Source organism: Fodinicurvata fenggangensis DSM 21160, from assembly GCF_000686045.1.
Lineage (GTDB): Bacteria > Pseudomonadota > Alphaproteobacteria > Kiloniellales > DSM-21159 > Fodinicurvata > Fodinicurvata fenggangensis.
Genome location: NZ_JMLV01000001.1, coordinates 209,517 through 224,642 on the forward strand (window position 1 = coordinate 209,517; position 15,126 = coordinate 224,642).

16 protein-coding genes are annotated in these 15,126 nt (G+C 57.4%); 7 read left to right on the forward strand and 9 right to left on the reverse strand.

Annotated elements, in window-relative coordinates; all coding sequences use genetic code 11:
• The first annotated feature begins 29 nt into the window (after positions 1 to 29).
• Positions 30 to 2,702, forward strand: a complete 2,673-nt coding sequence (ppdK, locus tag BP38_RS0101000) for a pyruvate, phosphate dikinase (RefSeq protein ID WP_026986195.1) — start codon at positions 30 to 32, stop codon at positions 2,700 to 2,702.
• Positions 2,703 to 2,891: 189 nt separating this feature from the next.
• On the forward strand, positions 2,892 to 3,839 hold the full coding sequence (locus tag BP38_RS0101005; protein WP_026986196.1) for an ArgK/MeaB family GTPase: 948 nt from the start codon (positions 2,892 to 2,894) through the stop codon (positions 3,837 to 3,839).
• On the opposite strand, the gene ygfZ is transcribed toward BP38_RS0101005, so the two are convergent.
• Entirely contained in the window at positions 3,790 to 4,698 is a 909-nt protein-coding gene (gene ygfZ, locus BP38_RS0101010) for a CAF17-like 4Fe-4S cluster assembly/insertion protein YgfZ (protein WP_026986197.1), read from the reverse strand. The genes BP38_RS0101005 and ygfZ overlap by 50 nt on opposite strands.
• A 97-nt stretch (positions 4,699 to 4,795) precedes the next feature.
• On the opposite strand from ygfZ, the gene BP38_RS0101015 reads away from it, so the two are divergent.
• Together BP38_RS0101015 and BP38_RS0101020 are read left to right on the forward strand one after the other, a co-directional pair.
• Positions 4,796 to 5,905, forward strand: a complete 1,110-nt coding sequence (locus BP38_RS0101015) for a glycosyltransferase (protein WP_026986198.1) — start codon at positions 4,796 to 4,798, stop codon at positions 5,903 to 5,905.
• Positions 5,906 to 5,928: 23 nt separating this feature from the next.
• On the forward strand, positions 5,929 to 7,278 hold the full coding sequence (locus BP38_RS0101020; protein ID WP_026986199.1) for a dihydroorotase: 1,350 nt from the start codon (positions 5,929 to 5,931) through the stop codon (positions 7,276 to 7,278).
• Between the two features lie 37 nt (positions 7,279 to 7,315).
• Here the strand turns inward: BP38_RS0101020 and BP38_RS22020 are convergent, their stop codons facing one another.
• Positions 7,316 to 7,747, reverse strand: coding sequence for a CAP domain-containing protein (locus BP38_RS22020; RefSeq protein ID WP_162175095.1), 432 nt, complete (start codon positions 7,745 to 7,747; stop codon positions 7,316 to 7,318).
• A 170-nt stretch (positions 7,748 to 7,917) separates the two neighbouring features.
• On the opposite strand from BP38_RS22020, the gene BP38_RS0101035 reads away from it, so the two are divergent.
• On the forward strand, positions 7,918 to 8,232 hold the full coding sequence (locus BP38_RS0101035; protein ID WP_026986200.1) for a Rieske (2Fe-2S) protein: 315 nt from the start codon (positions 7,918 to 7,920) through the stop codon (positions 8,230 to 8,232).
• Between the two features lie 55 nt (positions 8,233 to 8,287).
• Here BP38_RS0101035 and BP38_RS0101040 read toward each other — a convergent pair whose 3' ends face one another.
• From BP38_RS0101040 to BP38_RS0101050, 3 genes are all read right to left on the reverse strand, one after another.
• Positions 8,288 to 9,004, reverse strand: coding sequence for an MlaC/ttg2D family ABC transporter substrate-binding protein (locus tag BP38_RS0101040; protein WP_162175096.1), 717 nt, complete (start codon positions 9,002 to 9,004; stop codon positions 8,288 to 8,290).
• Complete coding sequence (locus BP38_RS18390; RefSeq protein ID WP_162175097.1) at positions 8,967 to 9,863, reverse strand: MlaA family lipoprotein; 897 nt, start codon at positions 9,861 to 9,863, stop codon at positions 8,967 to 8,969. Before BP38_RS18390 ends, BP38_RS0101040 begins: the two co-directional genes overlap by 38 nt.
• Before the next feature lie 270 nt (positions 9,864 to 10,133).
• Positions 10,134 to 11,180: a bile acid:sodium symporter family protein gene (locus BP38_RS0101050; RefSeq protein WP_081816372.1), complete on the reverse strand. Its 1,047-nt coding sequence runs from the start codon at positions 11,178 to 11,180 to the stop codon at positions 10,134 to 10,136.
• A 116-nt stretch (positions 11,181 to 11,296) separates the two neighbouring features.
• Here BP38_RS0101050 and BP38_RS0101055 point away from each other — a divergent pair, with 116 nt between their 5' ends.
• Positions 11,297 to 11,797 carry a pentapeptide repeat-containing protein gene (locus tag BP38_RS0101055; RefSeq protein ID WP_026986203.1) on the forward strand — a complete coding sequence of 167 codons (501 nt, stop codon included), beginning with the start codon at positions 11,297 to 11,299 and terminating at the stop codon, positions 11,795 to 11,797.
• Between the two features lie 37 nt (positions 11,798 to 11,834).
• Here BP38_RS0101055 and BP38_RS0101060 read toward each other — a convergent pair whose 3' ends face one another.
• Positions 11,835 to 12,353, reverse strand: coding sequence for a superoxide dismutase family protein (locus BP38_RS0101060; RefSeq protein WP_026986204.1), 519 nt, complete (start codon positions 12,351 to 12,353; stop codon positions 11,835 to 11,837).
• Positions 12,354 to 12,646: 293 nt separating this feature from the next.
• On the opposite strand from BP38_RS0101060, the gene BP38_RS22025 reads away from it, so the two are divergent.
• Positions 12,647 to 12,883 carry a metallothionein gene (locus BP38_RS22025; protein WP_081816373.1) on the forward strand — a complete coding sequence of 79 codons (237 nt, stop codon included), beginning with the start codon at positions 12,647 to 12,649 and terminating at the stop codon, positions 12,881 to 12,883.
• Here BP38_RS22025 and BP38_RS0101065 read toward each other — a convergent pair.
• Genes BP38_RS0101065 through BP38_RS0101075 form a run of 3 tightly spaced genes read right to left on the reverse strand, consistent with a single transcriptional unit; the run spans position 12,880 to position 15,039 of the window.
• A complete protein-coding gene (locus BP38_RS0101065; RefSeq protein ID WP_035723084.1) occupies positions 12,880 to 13,395 on the reverse strand; it encodes a GNAT family N-acetyltransferase in 516 nt (171 codons plus the stop codon). The two genes, BP38_RS22025 and BP38_RS0101065, sit on opposite strands and share 4 nt — an antisense overlap.
• Positions 13,392 to 13,904, reverse strand: coding sequence for a GNAT family N-acetyltransferase (locus BP38_RS21570; protein ID WP_026986206.1), 513 nt, complete (start codon positions 13,902 to 13,904; stop codon positions 13,392 to 13,394). The genes BP38_RS0101065 and BP38_RS21570 overlap by 4 nt, the downstream gene beginning before the upstream one ends.
• Complete coding sequence (locus BP38_RS0101075) at positions 13,897 to 15,039, reverse strand: succinylglutamate desuccinylase/aspartoacylase family protein (protein ID WP_035723086.1); 1,143 nt, start codon at positions 15,037 to 15,039, stop codon at positions 13,897 to 13,899. The genes BP38_RS21570 and BP38_RS0101075 overlap by 8 nt, the downstream gene beginning before the upstream one ends.
• Positions 15,040 to 15,126: the final 87 nt, after the last annotated feature.

A 15,126-nucleotide genomic window follows, 5' to 3' on the forward strand; every position in this document is an offset into this window, starting at 1 on the left:
TGCGTCGACTATCGGGAGAAAGTGTCAAGATGTCCAAGTGGGTCTACAACTTTGGTGGCGGTGACTCCGAAGGCCGTTCCGACATGCGCAATCTTCTCGGCGGAAAGGGAGCGAACCTCGCCGAGATGGCATCCATCGGACTGCCTGTACCGCCGGGTTTTACTATCACGACGGAAGTCTGTGCGCACTTTACGCAAACCTCGGAATACCCGGATGACCTGTCGCAGCAGGTTGAGGCCGGATTAAAGCAGATCGAAAGCATTACAGGTGCGCGTTTTGGGGATTCGGACAATCCGCTGCTGGTGTCCGTCCGCTCGGGTGCCCGCGTGTCCATGCCCGGCATGATGGATACAGTTCTCAATCTTGGCCTCAACGACAACACGGTTGAAGGCCTGGCCCGTCACTCCAACGATGAACGTTTTGCCTACGACAGCTATCGCCGCTTCATCCAAATGTTCGGGGACGTCGTTCTGGGCGTTGACCATTACCACTTCGAGGAAATTCTCGAACTGGCCAAGGAGGATCGCGGAGCGAACCTGGACACCGAACTGACAGCATACGACTGGAAGGGTGTTATCGAGCAGTACAAGGAGAAGATTGCCGCCGAGATCGGGACTCCCTTTCCACAAGATCCTAAGGACCAGCTCTGGGCCGCCATATCTGCGGTTTTCCAGTCATGGACCAACCAGCGTGCCGTAACTTACCGTCGCCTGCACCAGATTCCCGAAGGCTGGGGAACGGCTGTGAATATCCAGGCGATGGTCTTCGGCAACATGGGTGATAACTGTGCCACGGGGGTCGCATTCACCCGCGATCCTTCCACGGGCGAGAACGAGTTCTATGGCGAGTATCTCGTGAATGCTCAGGGGGAAGACGTGGTTGCCGGCATTCGCACGCCGCAGAACATCACCGTGCGCAGCAAGGAGAAGCAGGGCTCGGACATGCCGGCCATGGAAGAGGTCATGCCCGATGTCTTCCGGCAATTGCTGGAAGTGCGTGACCTGCTGGAACGGCATTACCGCGACATGCAGGACATCGAATTCACCGTCCAGGGCGACAAGCTCTATATGCTGCAGACCCGCGCCGGAAAGCGTACGGCCAAGGCCGCCCTCAAGATTGCCGTGGACATGGTCAAGGACGGCGTGATCACCGAGGAAGAGGCCGTCCAGCGCATAGATCCGGCCTCGCTGGACCAGTTGCTGCATCCGACACTTGATCCGCAGGCCGAGCGCAAGGTCATAGGCCGTGGCCTGCCGGCATCCCCGGGTGCAGCTTCCGGGACCATCGTCTTTACCGCGGACCAGGCGGAGAAGCTGGCCAATGACGGGCAGAAGGTCATCCTTTGCCGTATCGAGACCAGTCCCGAGGATATTCACGGCATGCATGCGGCGCAGGGCATTCTGACCACGCGCGGTGGCATGACCAGTCACGCGGCCGTTGTGGCGCGTGGCATGGGACGCCCCTGCGTGGCGGGTGCAGGAGAACTGCGTATCGATTACAAGGGCGGTGTTCTGCGTGCCGGGGCAGTCGAGTTGAAGGAAGGCGACCGTATTACGATAGACGGGGCCACCGGGGAGATCATTCAGGGCGACGTTCCTACGGTCCAGCCGGAACTCAGCGGCGATTTTGCCCGTCTTATGGAGTGGGCCGACCGTACACGCACGCTGAAGGTCCGCACCAATGCGGAAACCCCCAACGATTGCAGGACGGCGGTTCAGTTTGGAGCTGAGGGCATTGGTCTGTGCCGGACCGAGCACATGTTTTTCGAAGCCGATCGCATCGTGGCCGTGCGCGAAATGATCCTGGCCGAAACCGAGGCAGGGCGCAGAAAGGCTCTTGAAAAGATCCTTCCCATGCAGCGTCAGGATTTCATCGACATCTTCCGGATCATGAAGGGCCTGCCGGTGACCATTCGCCTGCTGGATCCGCCGCTCCACGAATTCCTGCCGAATGGTGATGCGGAACTGGAAGAAGTGGCGCGCTCGGCCGGCGTACCGGTGGAGCAGACACGCGCACGCATGCTGAAGCTGCACGAGGTCAATCCCATGCTGGGCCATCGTGGGTGCCGTCTGGGGATCACCTATCCGGAGATTTATGAAATGCAGGCCCGCGCCATCTTCGAGGCTGCGGTTGAGGTCCACAAGCAGGATGGCGATACCATCGTGCCGGAAGTCATGATTCCACTGGTTTCCGTGAAGAAGGAGCTGGAGATTCTGCGCGCCCTGGTCAAACGGGTGGCCCAGGAAGTCATGGACAGTCATGGGCAGAAAATCGAATACCTGATTGGTACGATGATCGAGTTACCGCGTGCAGCCCTGCGTGCAGCGGAGATCGCTGAGGAAGCCGATTTCTTCTCGTTCGGTACGAACGATCTGACTCAGACGACTTTTGGCCTGTCCCGTGATGATTCCGGCAATTTCCTGCCGGCCTACCAGTCGCAGGGCATCCTGGAGCAGGATCCCTTCATCTCCCTTGATCAGGAGGGTGTCGGTGAACTGGTCAGTATTGCTGTGGAGCGTGGCTGTCGTGCCCGCCCGGATATCAAGCTCGGCATCTGTGGCGAGCATGGGGGGGATCCGGACTCGATCCGCTTCTGTCATGAGACAGGCCTTGAGTACGTCAGTTGTTCTCCCTTCCGTGTCCCGATTGCACGCCTTGCGGCGGCACAGGCAGCGCTCAAGGAAGCGGAACGGGATGTGTAATTCGATAAAGAGTTAAGGGGCCTTGGGCGGGAAAACGCCCGGAGCATTGCTTCGGGCGTTTTCTATTCCCAGAAGCACAAGAGTACGGCTCATGGCATGAGGTGCCGTCTTGGAACTTTCAGGTTTGGGCAGTACGCTTCCGCAAACAAGGATTGATCCAAAGCTGTACGCCCCGGAAAGTGATATTGCATGAACAGTGATACTGCGGACCACAGCCCACCCGTAGGCAAGGCCGTTATAGCGCGTGCCCTGGCAGCCATTGAGCGTCGTGCCGATGATCCGGATACGCGGTGCTTGCTGGCCGAAGCCTATCGGGCGCCCAAGGGGCATGTGATCGGTGTGACCGGCCCTCCCGGCGTTGGCAAATCCACCTTGATACGGGGTTTGATCCAGTCCTTCCGCCAGAGGAATCTGAGCGTGGCAGTGGTTGCAGTGGACCCTTCGTCACGACAGAGCGGTGGCGCCTTGTTGGGTGACCGCGTGAGGCTTGGGGGTGACCCCGAGGATTCCGGGTTGTTCATTCGCTCCATGGCGGCCCGGGACCGTCTGGGGGGACTGGCGGATGTTACCTGGGCCGCAACTGTCTTGCTCCGAGCATATTATGATCGGGTGATTGTTGAGACAGTCGGCGTCGGGCAATCGGAAACCGATGTGGCCAACCTGGCCGATAGCGTTGTCTTCTGCGTTCAGCCTGGAAGCGGGGACGTTCTTCAATTCATGAAGGCGGGCATAGCTGAAACGCCGCATCTGGCTGTGGTCACAAAAGCGGACATGGGAGCTGTTGCGCACAGGGCCGAGCAGGGTTTGCGAGAAGCCTTGCCGAGCAGGGCCAAGGATGGAAGCGAGGTTGCCATTCTACGCCTTGCCTTGCATGAGCCAGAAGGCGTTGAGCCTCTACGGGCCAGGCTGGACAGTCGCTGGGCAAGCCTGCTCTCCAGCCCCGCCAGATTGGCTGCCTTGCGTCTGCAGCAGGCTGAACACTGGCTTGAGGATTCCCTGCGCGATCGCTTCGGTCGCGAAGGGGTAAAGCGATGTGAAAGCCTGAAGCTGGACGAGCGCGACGTGCCTTTTGATCGGTTGGCCGATCTCAGCGAGAGTCTTTCCAGAAATCTGCCCAATCGGGTGGGTGGGGCGTAAGCCGGGCCTCACCCGCTTCAAGCAGTGGGCTGTCTTCCGACTTGAAAATGTCCAGGCGCAACAGGGCGAGGGCGCGTCCCTTGGCAGAAGAGCGGATTTCACCCACCTGCTTCCCGTTGAGCGTAACGGCAGTGCCAATATCCGGCGGGGACCCGTCTAGCTTCACCGGCATCAGTCGCTTCTTAACCAGGCCCCGGTATTTGGTGCGGGCCGTCAGTTCCTGTCCCATGTAGCAGCCCTTTTGCCAATCCACCCCGCCAAGCTCGTCGAAGCCGTTCTCGAGAAGGGTTGCCCGCTCTGCTTCCATGTCCCGGCTGCCATCTGGAAGGCCAAGGGCTATTCGCTGCACATCATAGTCTTCGCGCGTGCCGGTCTCTGCTTCCAACTCGGACAACAACTGATCTGTCTGGGTCTTCGGAGCAACAAGGCGCAAGCCGATGTCGAGGTGGCGCGGATCCCGCATCAGGACACCATCATGATAGGACTGACTGGCGCCCGCCAGTGGGGGCAGGTCCAGAATATCGGATGTTTCACCGTAGAGGGCATGAACTTCGTAATCCTCGCTCAAATCCGTCATCTCGACCTTGGAGCGAAGCTTGTACATGCGCAGGCGTTTCATGAGGTCTGCACGGCGTTCCGCCTCAACGTCCAACCAGAAGGTACCTTCCGTTGGTTGGCTGATGAAGAAATCGTAGAGGTACTTGCCCTGAGGGGTCAGAAAAGCGGCCCAGATCGACTGGCTGGCACTGACACGGTTGACATCGTTGGAGACAATCCCCTGCAGGAAATCCCTCAGATCCGGGCCACTCAGGGCCAGGAGACCACGATCTTCAAGTTTTACGGCGAAAATTCTGCTCATGCTGTTATCCTTCTTCCGCTGACCTAGGTAAGTGGCCGGGCGAGTCGGAACAAGAAGGTTCCTGGAGAAAGGTCCGGTTCTCAGTGGGGGCCATTGCATGCGCATAATGCATATCGCCGATTTCGGTCGTGACGAACCGGAATTGTGCACACTTTTTGCCAGAGTCTGCGCCACCTTTCACGATCCAATCTGGCGTGAGGAGGTGGGGCAGCAGGTCCTGATCCGCAACAATGCATTGCCCGCGGCCGATCTGGAAACCATGGGGTTGAATCTTGAGACCCTGCCGTTTCGTCGTTGGCTGGATTTTTCCACACCTGCACGGGTTTCCGAGCGATTGCAGGTCTATCGTCCTGATGTTGTGCTTGTGTGGCGCCCGGAAGCCATGGGTGCGCTTAGGATGGAAAGTCACCGTTGCCTGGTCGGGGTTGTCAGCGATTATGGGCCTGTTTCTCGCTGGCGGGCCTGTACCCGATTGATTGCCCTGAACGAGGATCTGGGAGAGGCCATTCGGGAGCAGGGTTGGGCCGATGACCATATCGACCTTCCGAGCATGCCCGTCAGCAACGAGATCGGACAGCCCTTTCCTCGCAAGGTCCTTCACACCCCCTTTGAGGCTGATCTTGTGGTCAGCACACCATTGGCGAGAGGGGATCCCGGAAGCTATTGCCTGATCCGGGCGCTTGCGCAGATGAAGGATATATTCTTGTGGCTGATAGCGCCCAAACGCGATCACAAGAAACTGATGGCCTTCGCCGAACGGTTGGAAACATCGAGCCGATTGCGTCTGCTGGAGCCACGCCTTGACCACAGGGCCTTTTATGCAGCGGCGGATGTTGTGGTCGCAGCCAGCACAATGGACACTGTGGGTTATAGCGTTGTCGAAGCCTGGAGCCAGAGCCGCCCGGTTGTCGGAGCGGGAGCGATTGGTCCGGCCTGCTTGATAAGGCATGGTGACAGCGGCATGTTGAGCACAAACGGGGACGACAAGGCCCTGCAACGGACCTTGCGTCGGATATTGCAGGATCCCATGCTGTATGATCGCCTTGCCGCAGGCGGCAGACGGGTCTATGAGGCTCACCATCAGGAAAGCCTGGCAACGGACGGGTGGCTGGCCTGTTTCTACCGAGCACAGGGAGAAGCTGTCCCTGTGGGCTCGAAAGCACGAACGGCAGAAGGTCAGGGCGGGCATGCCGATATTACCGCATGAGTGCGTGAACCGGAGAATGATTGATGACAGCTATGTTTGATTTGCTTCTCAAGGGGGGAACCGTCTTCACGCCAAATGGACCGGTAGAATGTGATGTTGCGGTTTCAGGTGGGCGTATCGCGGCCCTTGGAAATTTCGAGAGGCACGCAGCCCAGGCAGTTCATGAACTGAAAGGCCTGACAGTGCTTCCAGGTGTGATCGACAGCCAGGTACATTTCCGTGAGCCTGGCCTGGAGCACAAGGAAGATCTGGAAAGCGGGACGCGGGCGGCTGCACTCGGCGGGGTCACGGCCCTGTTCGAAATGCCCAACACCAACCCCTCAACCCTGACGGCAAAGGCCCTGAACGACAAATTGGCGCGTGCAGAAGGTCGGGCCTGGACTGATTTCGCCTTTTACATGGGTGCGGCAGAGGAGAATGCGGACAAGCTCGCAGAGCTGGAGATGCTGCCGGGCTGTTCGGGTGTGAAGATCTTCATGGGATCCTCAACAGGCAGCCTGCTGGTCGAGGATGACGAGTCCCTGCGCCGTGTCCTGTCTTCCGGGCGTCGGCGTGTTGCTGTACATGCCGAGGACGAGGTGCGACTGCGCGAACGGCTCTCCGTGATCGAGGAGGGCAGTGGGTCGGAAATGCACCCGGTTTGGCGCGATGTGGAAACAGCGGTCAAGGCAACGAAACGCCTGTTGGCCTTGTCGCGGGAGACGGGGCGGCGTGTTCATGTCCTGCATATCACGACAGGTGATGAAGTGGCTCTGCTGGCCGAACACAAGGACATGGTAACCTGTGAGGTCACGCCTCAGCACCTGACCCTTTCTGCCCCCGAATGTTATGAACGCCTGGGCGCATTGGCACAGATGAATCCACCCATTCGTGATGCCGAACATCGTGAGGCACTGTGGGAAGGTGTGCGCCAGGGTGTCTTTGACGTGCTGGGTTCGGATCATGCGCCTCATACGCGAGACGAGAAAGAAGGGGTCTATCCACGCATTCCCTCCGGCATGCCGGGCGTCCAAACCCTGTTGCCTCTGATGCTCGATCATGTGAATGCAGGCCGCCTGACCTTGCAGAGACTGGTGGACATGACCAGTGCCGGACCGCAACGCATATTCGGACTGGCAGCCAAGGGCCGGATTGCGCGTGGCTACGATGCCGATTTCACTGTTGTCGATATGGGGCGTAGTGAAACCATCAGCTCGTATTGGCTCGCTTCGAAGTGTGGCTGGTCCCCCTTTGAAGGGATGAAGGTGAAAGGTTGGCCCGTGATGACCATCATTCGTGGCGAAACGGTCATGCAGGATGGTGAACTCCTCAAGCAGCCATCCGGACAGGCCATTCGCTTTCAGGAAACAATCCCGCCGCAGCCAACTGACTGATCAACTAAAATCAAACTTTACCGCAAATGGCCGATCTTTACCGAGGATGGCCAAGGACGACTGTCCACAAAGGACTTGGAACGGCGCTGTTGCCGTGGGGGTGAATAGAAAGCCCGATCTGCGTTGCCTGCTCCAGACGAAGATTCTGACGGTGATCAGGACTTTCATGCCAGGCCTGCAGGACCTGGGCAGCTGTCGCATGTCCTGCCGCCAGGTTTTCAGCCCAGAGATGCGCCTCGTACCCCTCTGTCTTTAGGCGTTCTTTCAGGCAACTGCCATCTGGCGCGCAATGCGCAAAGAACCCGTCTCGTGCCATGTCGCTATTGTGGCGCGCTGCGACGCGGTCGAGTTCACCGTTCCGTTCAAGGGATGGCAAACTTGCCTGCTGACGATATTCATTGATCAGTACATGGAGTTCGTCCAGTGGTTCCGCACCTGTGGACGGCCCGGGAAAAACCAGTAGCAACAAGGAGACAATCGTGCCAAGCCAGACAGACCAGCCTTGTGTTCGGCGAGGGGTGGAATTCCCGTTCCATGCAGGATATGTGAGAGAGACAAAGTTCACGATTCGGCACAACTTCCGGAACGACCGGTTTCAAGTTGAGGGCCTATAAAAGACGGTATCAAGGAGAGTTTTGTATGACCTGGCATAAGGTTGCGTCCAGTCACGATGTCGAGGACGGCAAGGCCATCGAGGTGAAGGTGGGAGATACGCCCATAGCACTCTACAACCTCGATGGTGAATTCTTTGCAACCCACAACATCTGCACGCACGCCTATGCTTGCCTGCATGAAGGCTATGTCGATGGAGAAACCATCGAGTGCCCCTTACACCAGGCTGTGTTCGACATTCGCACTGGCGAAGCCTTGGAAGGGCCGGTGGAAGTGCCTGTTGCGACTTATGACGTCAAGCGTGAAGGCGACGACATCTTTATAGAGGTTCCAGAAGAGTAGAGGTCCCGGATTTGCCGGCACGCAGTTCAGGTCCTGCGTGCTGGTTGCTGCCACTTCAATCGGGCCGGAAAGCCCCCTGGTCCAGTTTCTGCCTCAGGGCATCAATCAGGCCGGAAAGTCCACCACGCTGATTCATCACCGATGCATATTCATCGCGCAAGGTGAGCGCCATGCTCGCCCCCTCGGCACGGACGTCCAGAATGCTGAATGAGCCATCCTGATTGCGGACGCGCCATTCCGTGTTCACTGGGTCGCCTTGCTGGCGTTTGAATGTCACTTTTACCCAGGAGAGGTTTTCGTTCTGGGCATCCCTACGGATGCCATTGGTCTGGAAGGTTTCGCCCTGATACTTCTCGAACAGGGGCAAAAAGCGCTGGATCAGGTAATCCTCGAAAACCTGGATGAATTGTTTGCGCTCCTCCTCACTGGAGCTTCGCCAGTGACGGGCTATGATGAACTGGCTGATGGAGCGCAGGTCAAAGCCTTCCTGCAGCAAGCTGCGGAACCTCTTTTCCCGCTCGTCCGAGGAAATGGATTGATCCGTGAGCTCTTCCAGAGCCTTTGAGCCAAAGTCCTGTATAAACTGCTCAGCATTGTCCTGGGCTAAAGCCGGGGCACTAAGGCCCAGAATCAAGAATACGACGGAAAGGTATTTAATTGCTGATTTCATGGGCTCCCCGCGAGCAAATCGGTTGCACTGAAATGAGATAATAGCAGTACTCATATGATCCGGATCAGTTGATCCCCTCGACCTGATTGTCGCGATTTTCAATCTGATACTGCCTGTTCTGCCGCCAGAGCGAACGGAAACGTGCATATGGGTCAACGGAATCCTCGGCGATCTCGTCGAAGGTCTCGATATTGCGAGACCTGAAATCAATACCGCGCAATGCGCCGCGGGAAATGCTGACCGTCCTTGCCTCATCACCGGACAGCAGATAGGTCAAAGGATCGAAGAACATGTCCACGACACGCCCGCCGGTATCACGAACCGAGGATGGTCCGAGAATCGGCAGGACAAGATATGCGCCTTCACCAACACCGTAGCTTCCCAGCGTCTGCCCGAAATCCTCGTCGTGATAGGGATGGCCGAGTTCGCTGGCCGGGTCGAAGAAACCAAGCCCGAAGGCCGTGTTAATGAAGAAGCGTGCGGCCGTATCGCTGGCACGGTCCGGATTGCCCTGCAGGAAGTCGTTCGCCAGTACAACCGGAGTACTCAGGTTTCTCAGAAAGTTGCGTACCGAATCCTTGACCGGGTCCGGGAATAGGTCCCGATAGGTTACCGCCATTGGGCGAATCAGGATCACATCCAGGGCCTCGTTGAAGGCGAAAACGAAGCGATTCAGGAGTTCCAGGGGATCGTCGCTGCTTACCTGGGTATCCGTTCCGTATATCGCGGCCGCATCCTCGTCACTCAGGTAACCTTCATCATCGCTGTTCTGCGCGTACTGAACAGTTCCTGGAGAAAGAAGGTCCATTGGCTGACCACTGACCTGCCTATGACCCTCCGGGATTTGGCCACAAGCTGAAAGAAGCATCACGGCGCTGACGAGGATTGCTGAGGCTGTAAAACGGCTGCCATGGAACATGCGGCGCGCTGTCGAATGCTCGCCTACTGGTTCGCGCGTCATCTCAGGTTTCATCTTCTGCCCCATGCTGCCAGCCAGCCTTTGCATCATTGCTTTAACCCAGTTTCAACGACTGCGGGTGGTTATGGATGGGACTGGCAAGCCGTCCCCCTGCTCACACTATCTCTCCCCGCACCATTCATTGCATCATAACTTGAACGAGTGTGAGTACGAATTAGGGCTCAAGTATCATATGGAAAGGTTAAACGCCAGTTATCGTGCGTGCGGCTGGTCAACAGGCCGTAAGCCTGTGTCTACATTGCATCGTCCCACTCACGACGGATGGGTGTTTTCAGGCAACAAGCGTCGATAGAGGGGAACGCACAGGGCGGGCAGCATGTACATGGGAAGCTGTGCAAGAGCGAAGAACAGCGCGACATCGTAATCCGTGCTTTCCGGAAGGGAGGCGAGCAGTAAACCCATGTTGCAGTTCCCGCTCATGAGGCCGGCTGTCAGCGCACGGCTTCGACCGAGTTTGTAAAAGACAAGAAAGGCCGCAACCTGAAGCAAGGGATTGGCGATGAAGGCTGCAGCGACCCACAGTGCTACGGTGTGGGGGCGCTCAAAGAGCGTTTGGGTGACACCGTCCATGATGCCAATGGCAAACACGAGCATGACCAGAACGATCGTGCCATCGATTTCTCGTGCTGCCGTACGAAGCCGGTGATTGCCGGCAAGCGTGCGCACCAGAACCGAGGCCAGGAAAGCGCCGCCTACGACCATCCCCATGCGCAACATGAATTCGTAGGTGCTGACATCCAGTTCCACGCCCAGCAGCCAGAAGGAGACAGGTGGTACGGTGAGGGGCGCCAGCAGAGTTGCAATCAAGCCGACAACAATGGCAAGGGCGGCATCCAGGCCGACGAGCAACGCAATGGCACTGGCGCCGAGGATGGGGGGTGCTGCCGCCATGAGAATCAAGGCCGTTTCCAGAGCCTCGGGCAGGGGGAAGGGCGAGAGTAGCAGCATAATCAGTGCGGGGGAGATCACCAGCAGCCAGACCAGCAAGGCAACCAGGCTGAAAGGATGTCTGAGGTAGCTGCTCATCGCTTGCCACTCTATACGAAGCAGCGAGAAAAACAGGAGAACGCCGACAATTGGTCCAATGTGAGGGCGCAGGAGGGCGGCCAGGTCAGGGGCGGCCAGTCCCAAAAATACGCCAATGAATAGAACCTTTGGACCATGGCCCCCGCAGAAACTCAATACTGAACGTATCAAGATGCAACTCCCCCACTTTATCGTTTGTTTATGGACGCTATCTTCTTTTCTTGGAGGCTTCCACCGCAGCAGGCGCGCAATTCCAGGGAAGCAGGCGTTCATAAACTGCAGAGCTTTCGTGCTCTTGAAAGGCAGGTGGGATAAACCAGTGGCCTTGAACAAGACGTATTCTTAGTGTGGTGTTATATCCTGTTGGACTGAAAGGCTCTTTTTCTGTGATGCGATTACCGTTACTGGCAGCACTGGTATTTCTGGTGTCTCTGGCTCTTCCCTCTCAAGGTATCGCCGGCTGCAGCGATCCCCCGGTTACGGGCGCAGACTGGCAGAGATGCTCCTTTGACGGGCTCGACTACTCCGGCGTGGACATGCCGGAGTCCCGTTTGCGAGAGGCCAGCTTCTTCCGGGCCGATTTTTCCGAAGCCGACCTGTCGGGGATCGATGGGTATAAGGTGAAATTTGTCAGTGCAAACATGCAGAATGTGAATTTGTCGGACGCCGACCTGGTGAATGCTGATTTCACGAAAGCGGATTTGAAGGGGGCGAACCTGTCAGGCGCGAATCTTCGCGATGCCCGCTTTTATAGAGCCAACCTGCAGAATGCAGATCTCAGCGGAGCCACCCTGGATAATACCGACTTTTCCTTTACAGATCTGTCCGGTGCGACCTGGACCAATGGGGAGTATGTTTGCCGGGAAGGGTCTGTCGGCCGGTGCAATTGAGGCTGACTTTGCTGCTTCCTGCTGCTGTTCTCCCGCCTTATTCGATCACGGCGCAGGCAATGCGACGGCCTGCATCACCGGAAGGTTGGCTCTCGTAATCATCGGCATCTGCGTGGATCACCAATGCACGGCCGCGAATTCCGGTATCGGTGCCATCAAGGGTGACGAGATGGTTGTAAACTTCGGCACGAAGTTCCCCAGTGGGCTGGGTCTGTTGATTGGGCAGGTCGCCGGCATGCGGGCCGTCAGGCGTGTAATAGCCATGAGACCGACCATCGGGATTGAAATGCCCGCCGGCTGAATCAAAGGCGCCGGCCGGATCGCATTCTCCATTCTCGTGGATATGGACGGCGAGCCAGGTCGCTTCGGGCAGCCCGTTAACGCTTAGGTCCAGTATCACACCTGAGGGCGTTTCGGTGACCGTTGCGTTCCCGATTTCGGTGCCGCTCACATCCACGAAGGTTGCAGTTGCGGTAGAGGATTCCTGGGCCGTTGCACTGGCGGCGAACAGCAGGCCCATACCGGATAGCAGGAGCAGCGAGAAAGGCTTTTTCATGATCGGACTCCCAGAATATTGCAGGCTGGTCAGATCAGCCCGGGGCAAATAACGATACTGTTTTCCAGATAACGAGCGTAATAGCTTTGTGTATGCGGGCCAGTGTTATTTTTTGATCATGATGTGGCAATCAAGTGAAGTTTCCGTATTTCCACGATTTTGGGGAGATGGCTTCTACTTTCGGGAGGGGTTCTTTCCCGTGACCAGATAAAAGTCACAAGCCACTCCTTTGTCATGGACATGTGGATCCCGAAATATGGGGTGTCCTACTTCCCGTATAGGAGATCATTAAAATGGCCAAATGTGAGCAATGCGGAAACGACTATGACAAGGCTTTCCAGGTCACCATGAGCGGTCAGACCTCTACCTTCGACAGCTTTGAGTGCGCCATCCGCGCAATGGCTCCGGTTTGCCCTCACTGCGATTGCCGGGTGATCGGGCACGGGGTCGAGAGCAATGGCAAGGTATACTGCTGTGCGCACTGTGCGAAGAATGCCGGCTCTGGTGAAGGGCTCACTGACCGGGTTTAACGTTCTTCGGTCGTGTTTTCGGGTGTGGCAGCCAGTTCCTGCAGCCTGTCTCCCTCGAGCCGATAAGGCAGCCAATCGGACTGGTGACGGAATCCCAGTTTCTCATAAAAGCTGCGGGCAGGGTTCCAGTGTAGTACCGAGAGGTCGAGGCGCGGACAGCCTCTCTCTTGAGCGATGACGGCCAGCCGGGAGAGCAGCTGTCTGCCCACCCCAAGTCCGCGCGCCCTCTCGCGTACATAGATGTCCTCAAGATAGAGTCCGGGCCGTCCCGCGAAGGTCGAGTAGGTGTGGAAGAACAGCGCGAAGGCCAGCGCAGTCGGAGGTGCTGCAGTGTTTTCGTGATCTTCAGCGATCAGGCATTCGAAACGGGGAGACTCTCCGAAACCATCCCGTTTCAAGTCTTCTTCGCTTGCCAGCACCTGGTCCGAAAGTTCTTCAAAGTCAGCCAGTTCCTTTATCAGCTGTAGGATCTGTGCGCAGTCTTCCTGGTGGGCAGCTCGTATTCGAATCAAGGCCTCGTCTCCTGTCTCGTGAATTTTCGCAGAGAGTCGCCCTCGATCCGGTAGACATCCTCATCAGGGTGATGGAATCCGCAATGCTGATAGAAGGCTGTGGTCTCCTTGTTGTCGTTGCGAACATTCAATTCCACGCGATTGATTCCCTGTTCGACAGCTTGGCTGCTGGCCTGCCTGAGCAGCAATCGACCGAGACCAAGTCCGCGCGCCGCCGGCCGGACATAGAGATTCTCCACCAGAAGGACGGGGCCGCCAAGGAAAAGGGAAAAAACCTTGTAGAAGGCAATGTAGCCAAGTCTCTCACCTGGTTGCCCCGCCAGAAGTGCTTCGAAGGGTGGCGGGGACTGCATCAACCAGCTTGCCACCTTCTTGGAACTCAAGTGTTTCGTTTCCGTTTTTCCTTCGCTAACGGCCAGTTCCCGAATCAATTCGGAAAGATCGCTTGCATCCTGCGGGCCTGCCGAATGGATCTCCGTTCGTGCGGTCGGATCGAAAGAACTAGTCATCGAGCAGCAAGCCTTTGCGTTCTGGCAAGGGGGCGCGACCGACAATTTTGGCAATGCTATCACCAGCGTGAACGTATTTCTTCAGGCGGCGAGATAACAGCAAGCCAGAGGTCCCGGCCTGGATGGTCTGCCGTGCTGCCCTGTCATCTTCAGCTGCAGGGTCGACCAGTTCCGCTATGACAGTACCGGAGGCTACCTGTTGCCCAAGTTCAACCTGGTAAATCAGGATTCCAGTTGCGGGGGCCCGAAGGATTTCACAAGCCTCCAGCGCAGTCGCCTCGCATCGCAATGGCGGCGTTTCTTCAGCTTGGCCCTCCAACAGCCCTGATCTTTGCAGTTCCCTGAAAATGGCCCGGGCGTCACTTGCGGCATGAACGTCGTTGACGTCTGCCTGGCCACGCAATTCGACAGTTGCGGAAAAACAGCCGTCCCTTGGGATCGGTACGTCCGGGAAGGCCTCTGCCAGTCGCGGCCAGGGTGTGGAAAAGGCTTCGTCAAATGAGCCGCCCCCGGAATCCTCAGCCAGCAATACCGCTTCACAGGCCAGATCGGCGGCCAGGTCCTGGCCGTCCGGCCATTGATGGGGCGTAAGGTAGAGATGCATCAGTGCATCATCATCGCAGTGCAGGTCGAAAACGAGATCGGCGTCACAGGCCTCCAGTGCCAGCAGTTGTTTGAGATGGCCGGCCTCGTTTCTGGTTTCCATGCGGGCAAGTGCCGTTTTCATGGATTGCCGGATCGTGTCCCTGTTCTGCTCGATATCTTGAGAGAGCTTTCCGGCCAGGTACTCCCGGATCAACTCATAAAGATCCGGCCAGGATCGATTGAAGTTGCCGCCTTCTCCCAGATTGTGGCGCCCCAGGTGCACGCCATTGACGAACTGGGTCAGTCCAATCGGGTTTGCGTAGGGCACAAGCGTGACCTGTCCAAGGATCTGATTTTCTGAATCGGCGGCACGCAGCAGACTCAGAAGATGCTGTGCCACGAGCATGGCGGGCGTTTCATCCGCATGCAGTGAGGCCTGAATATAAGCCTTCCTGTCCGCATCGGCTGGCCCAAAGCGGTGGATTTGCAGTTGCTGCTGGGTGCCCGGCGGACTGCCTTTAAGGATCTGGCGTTCAATGCTATGTGACATGTGGTTCCCGTGGAATGCGGTATCATGAATAGATGACCGGAGCCGTCTGTCCGGTCAATGCAGGCTAGAGGATTCGTGAGCGACTCC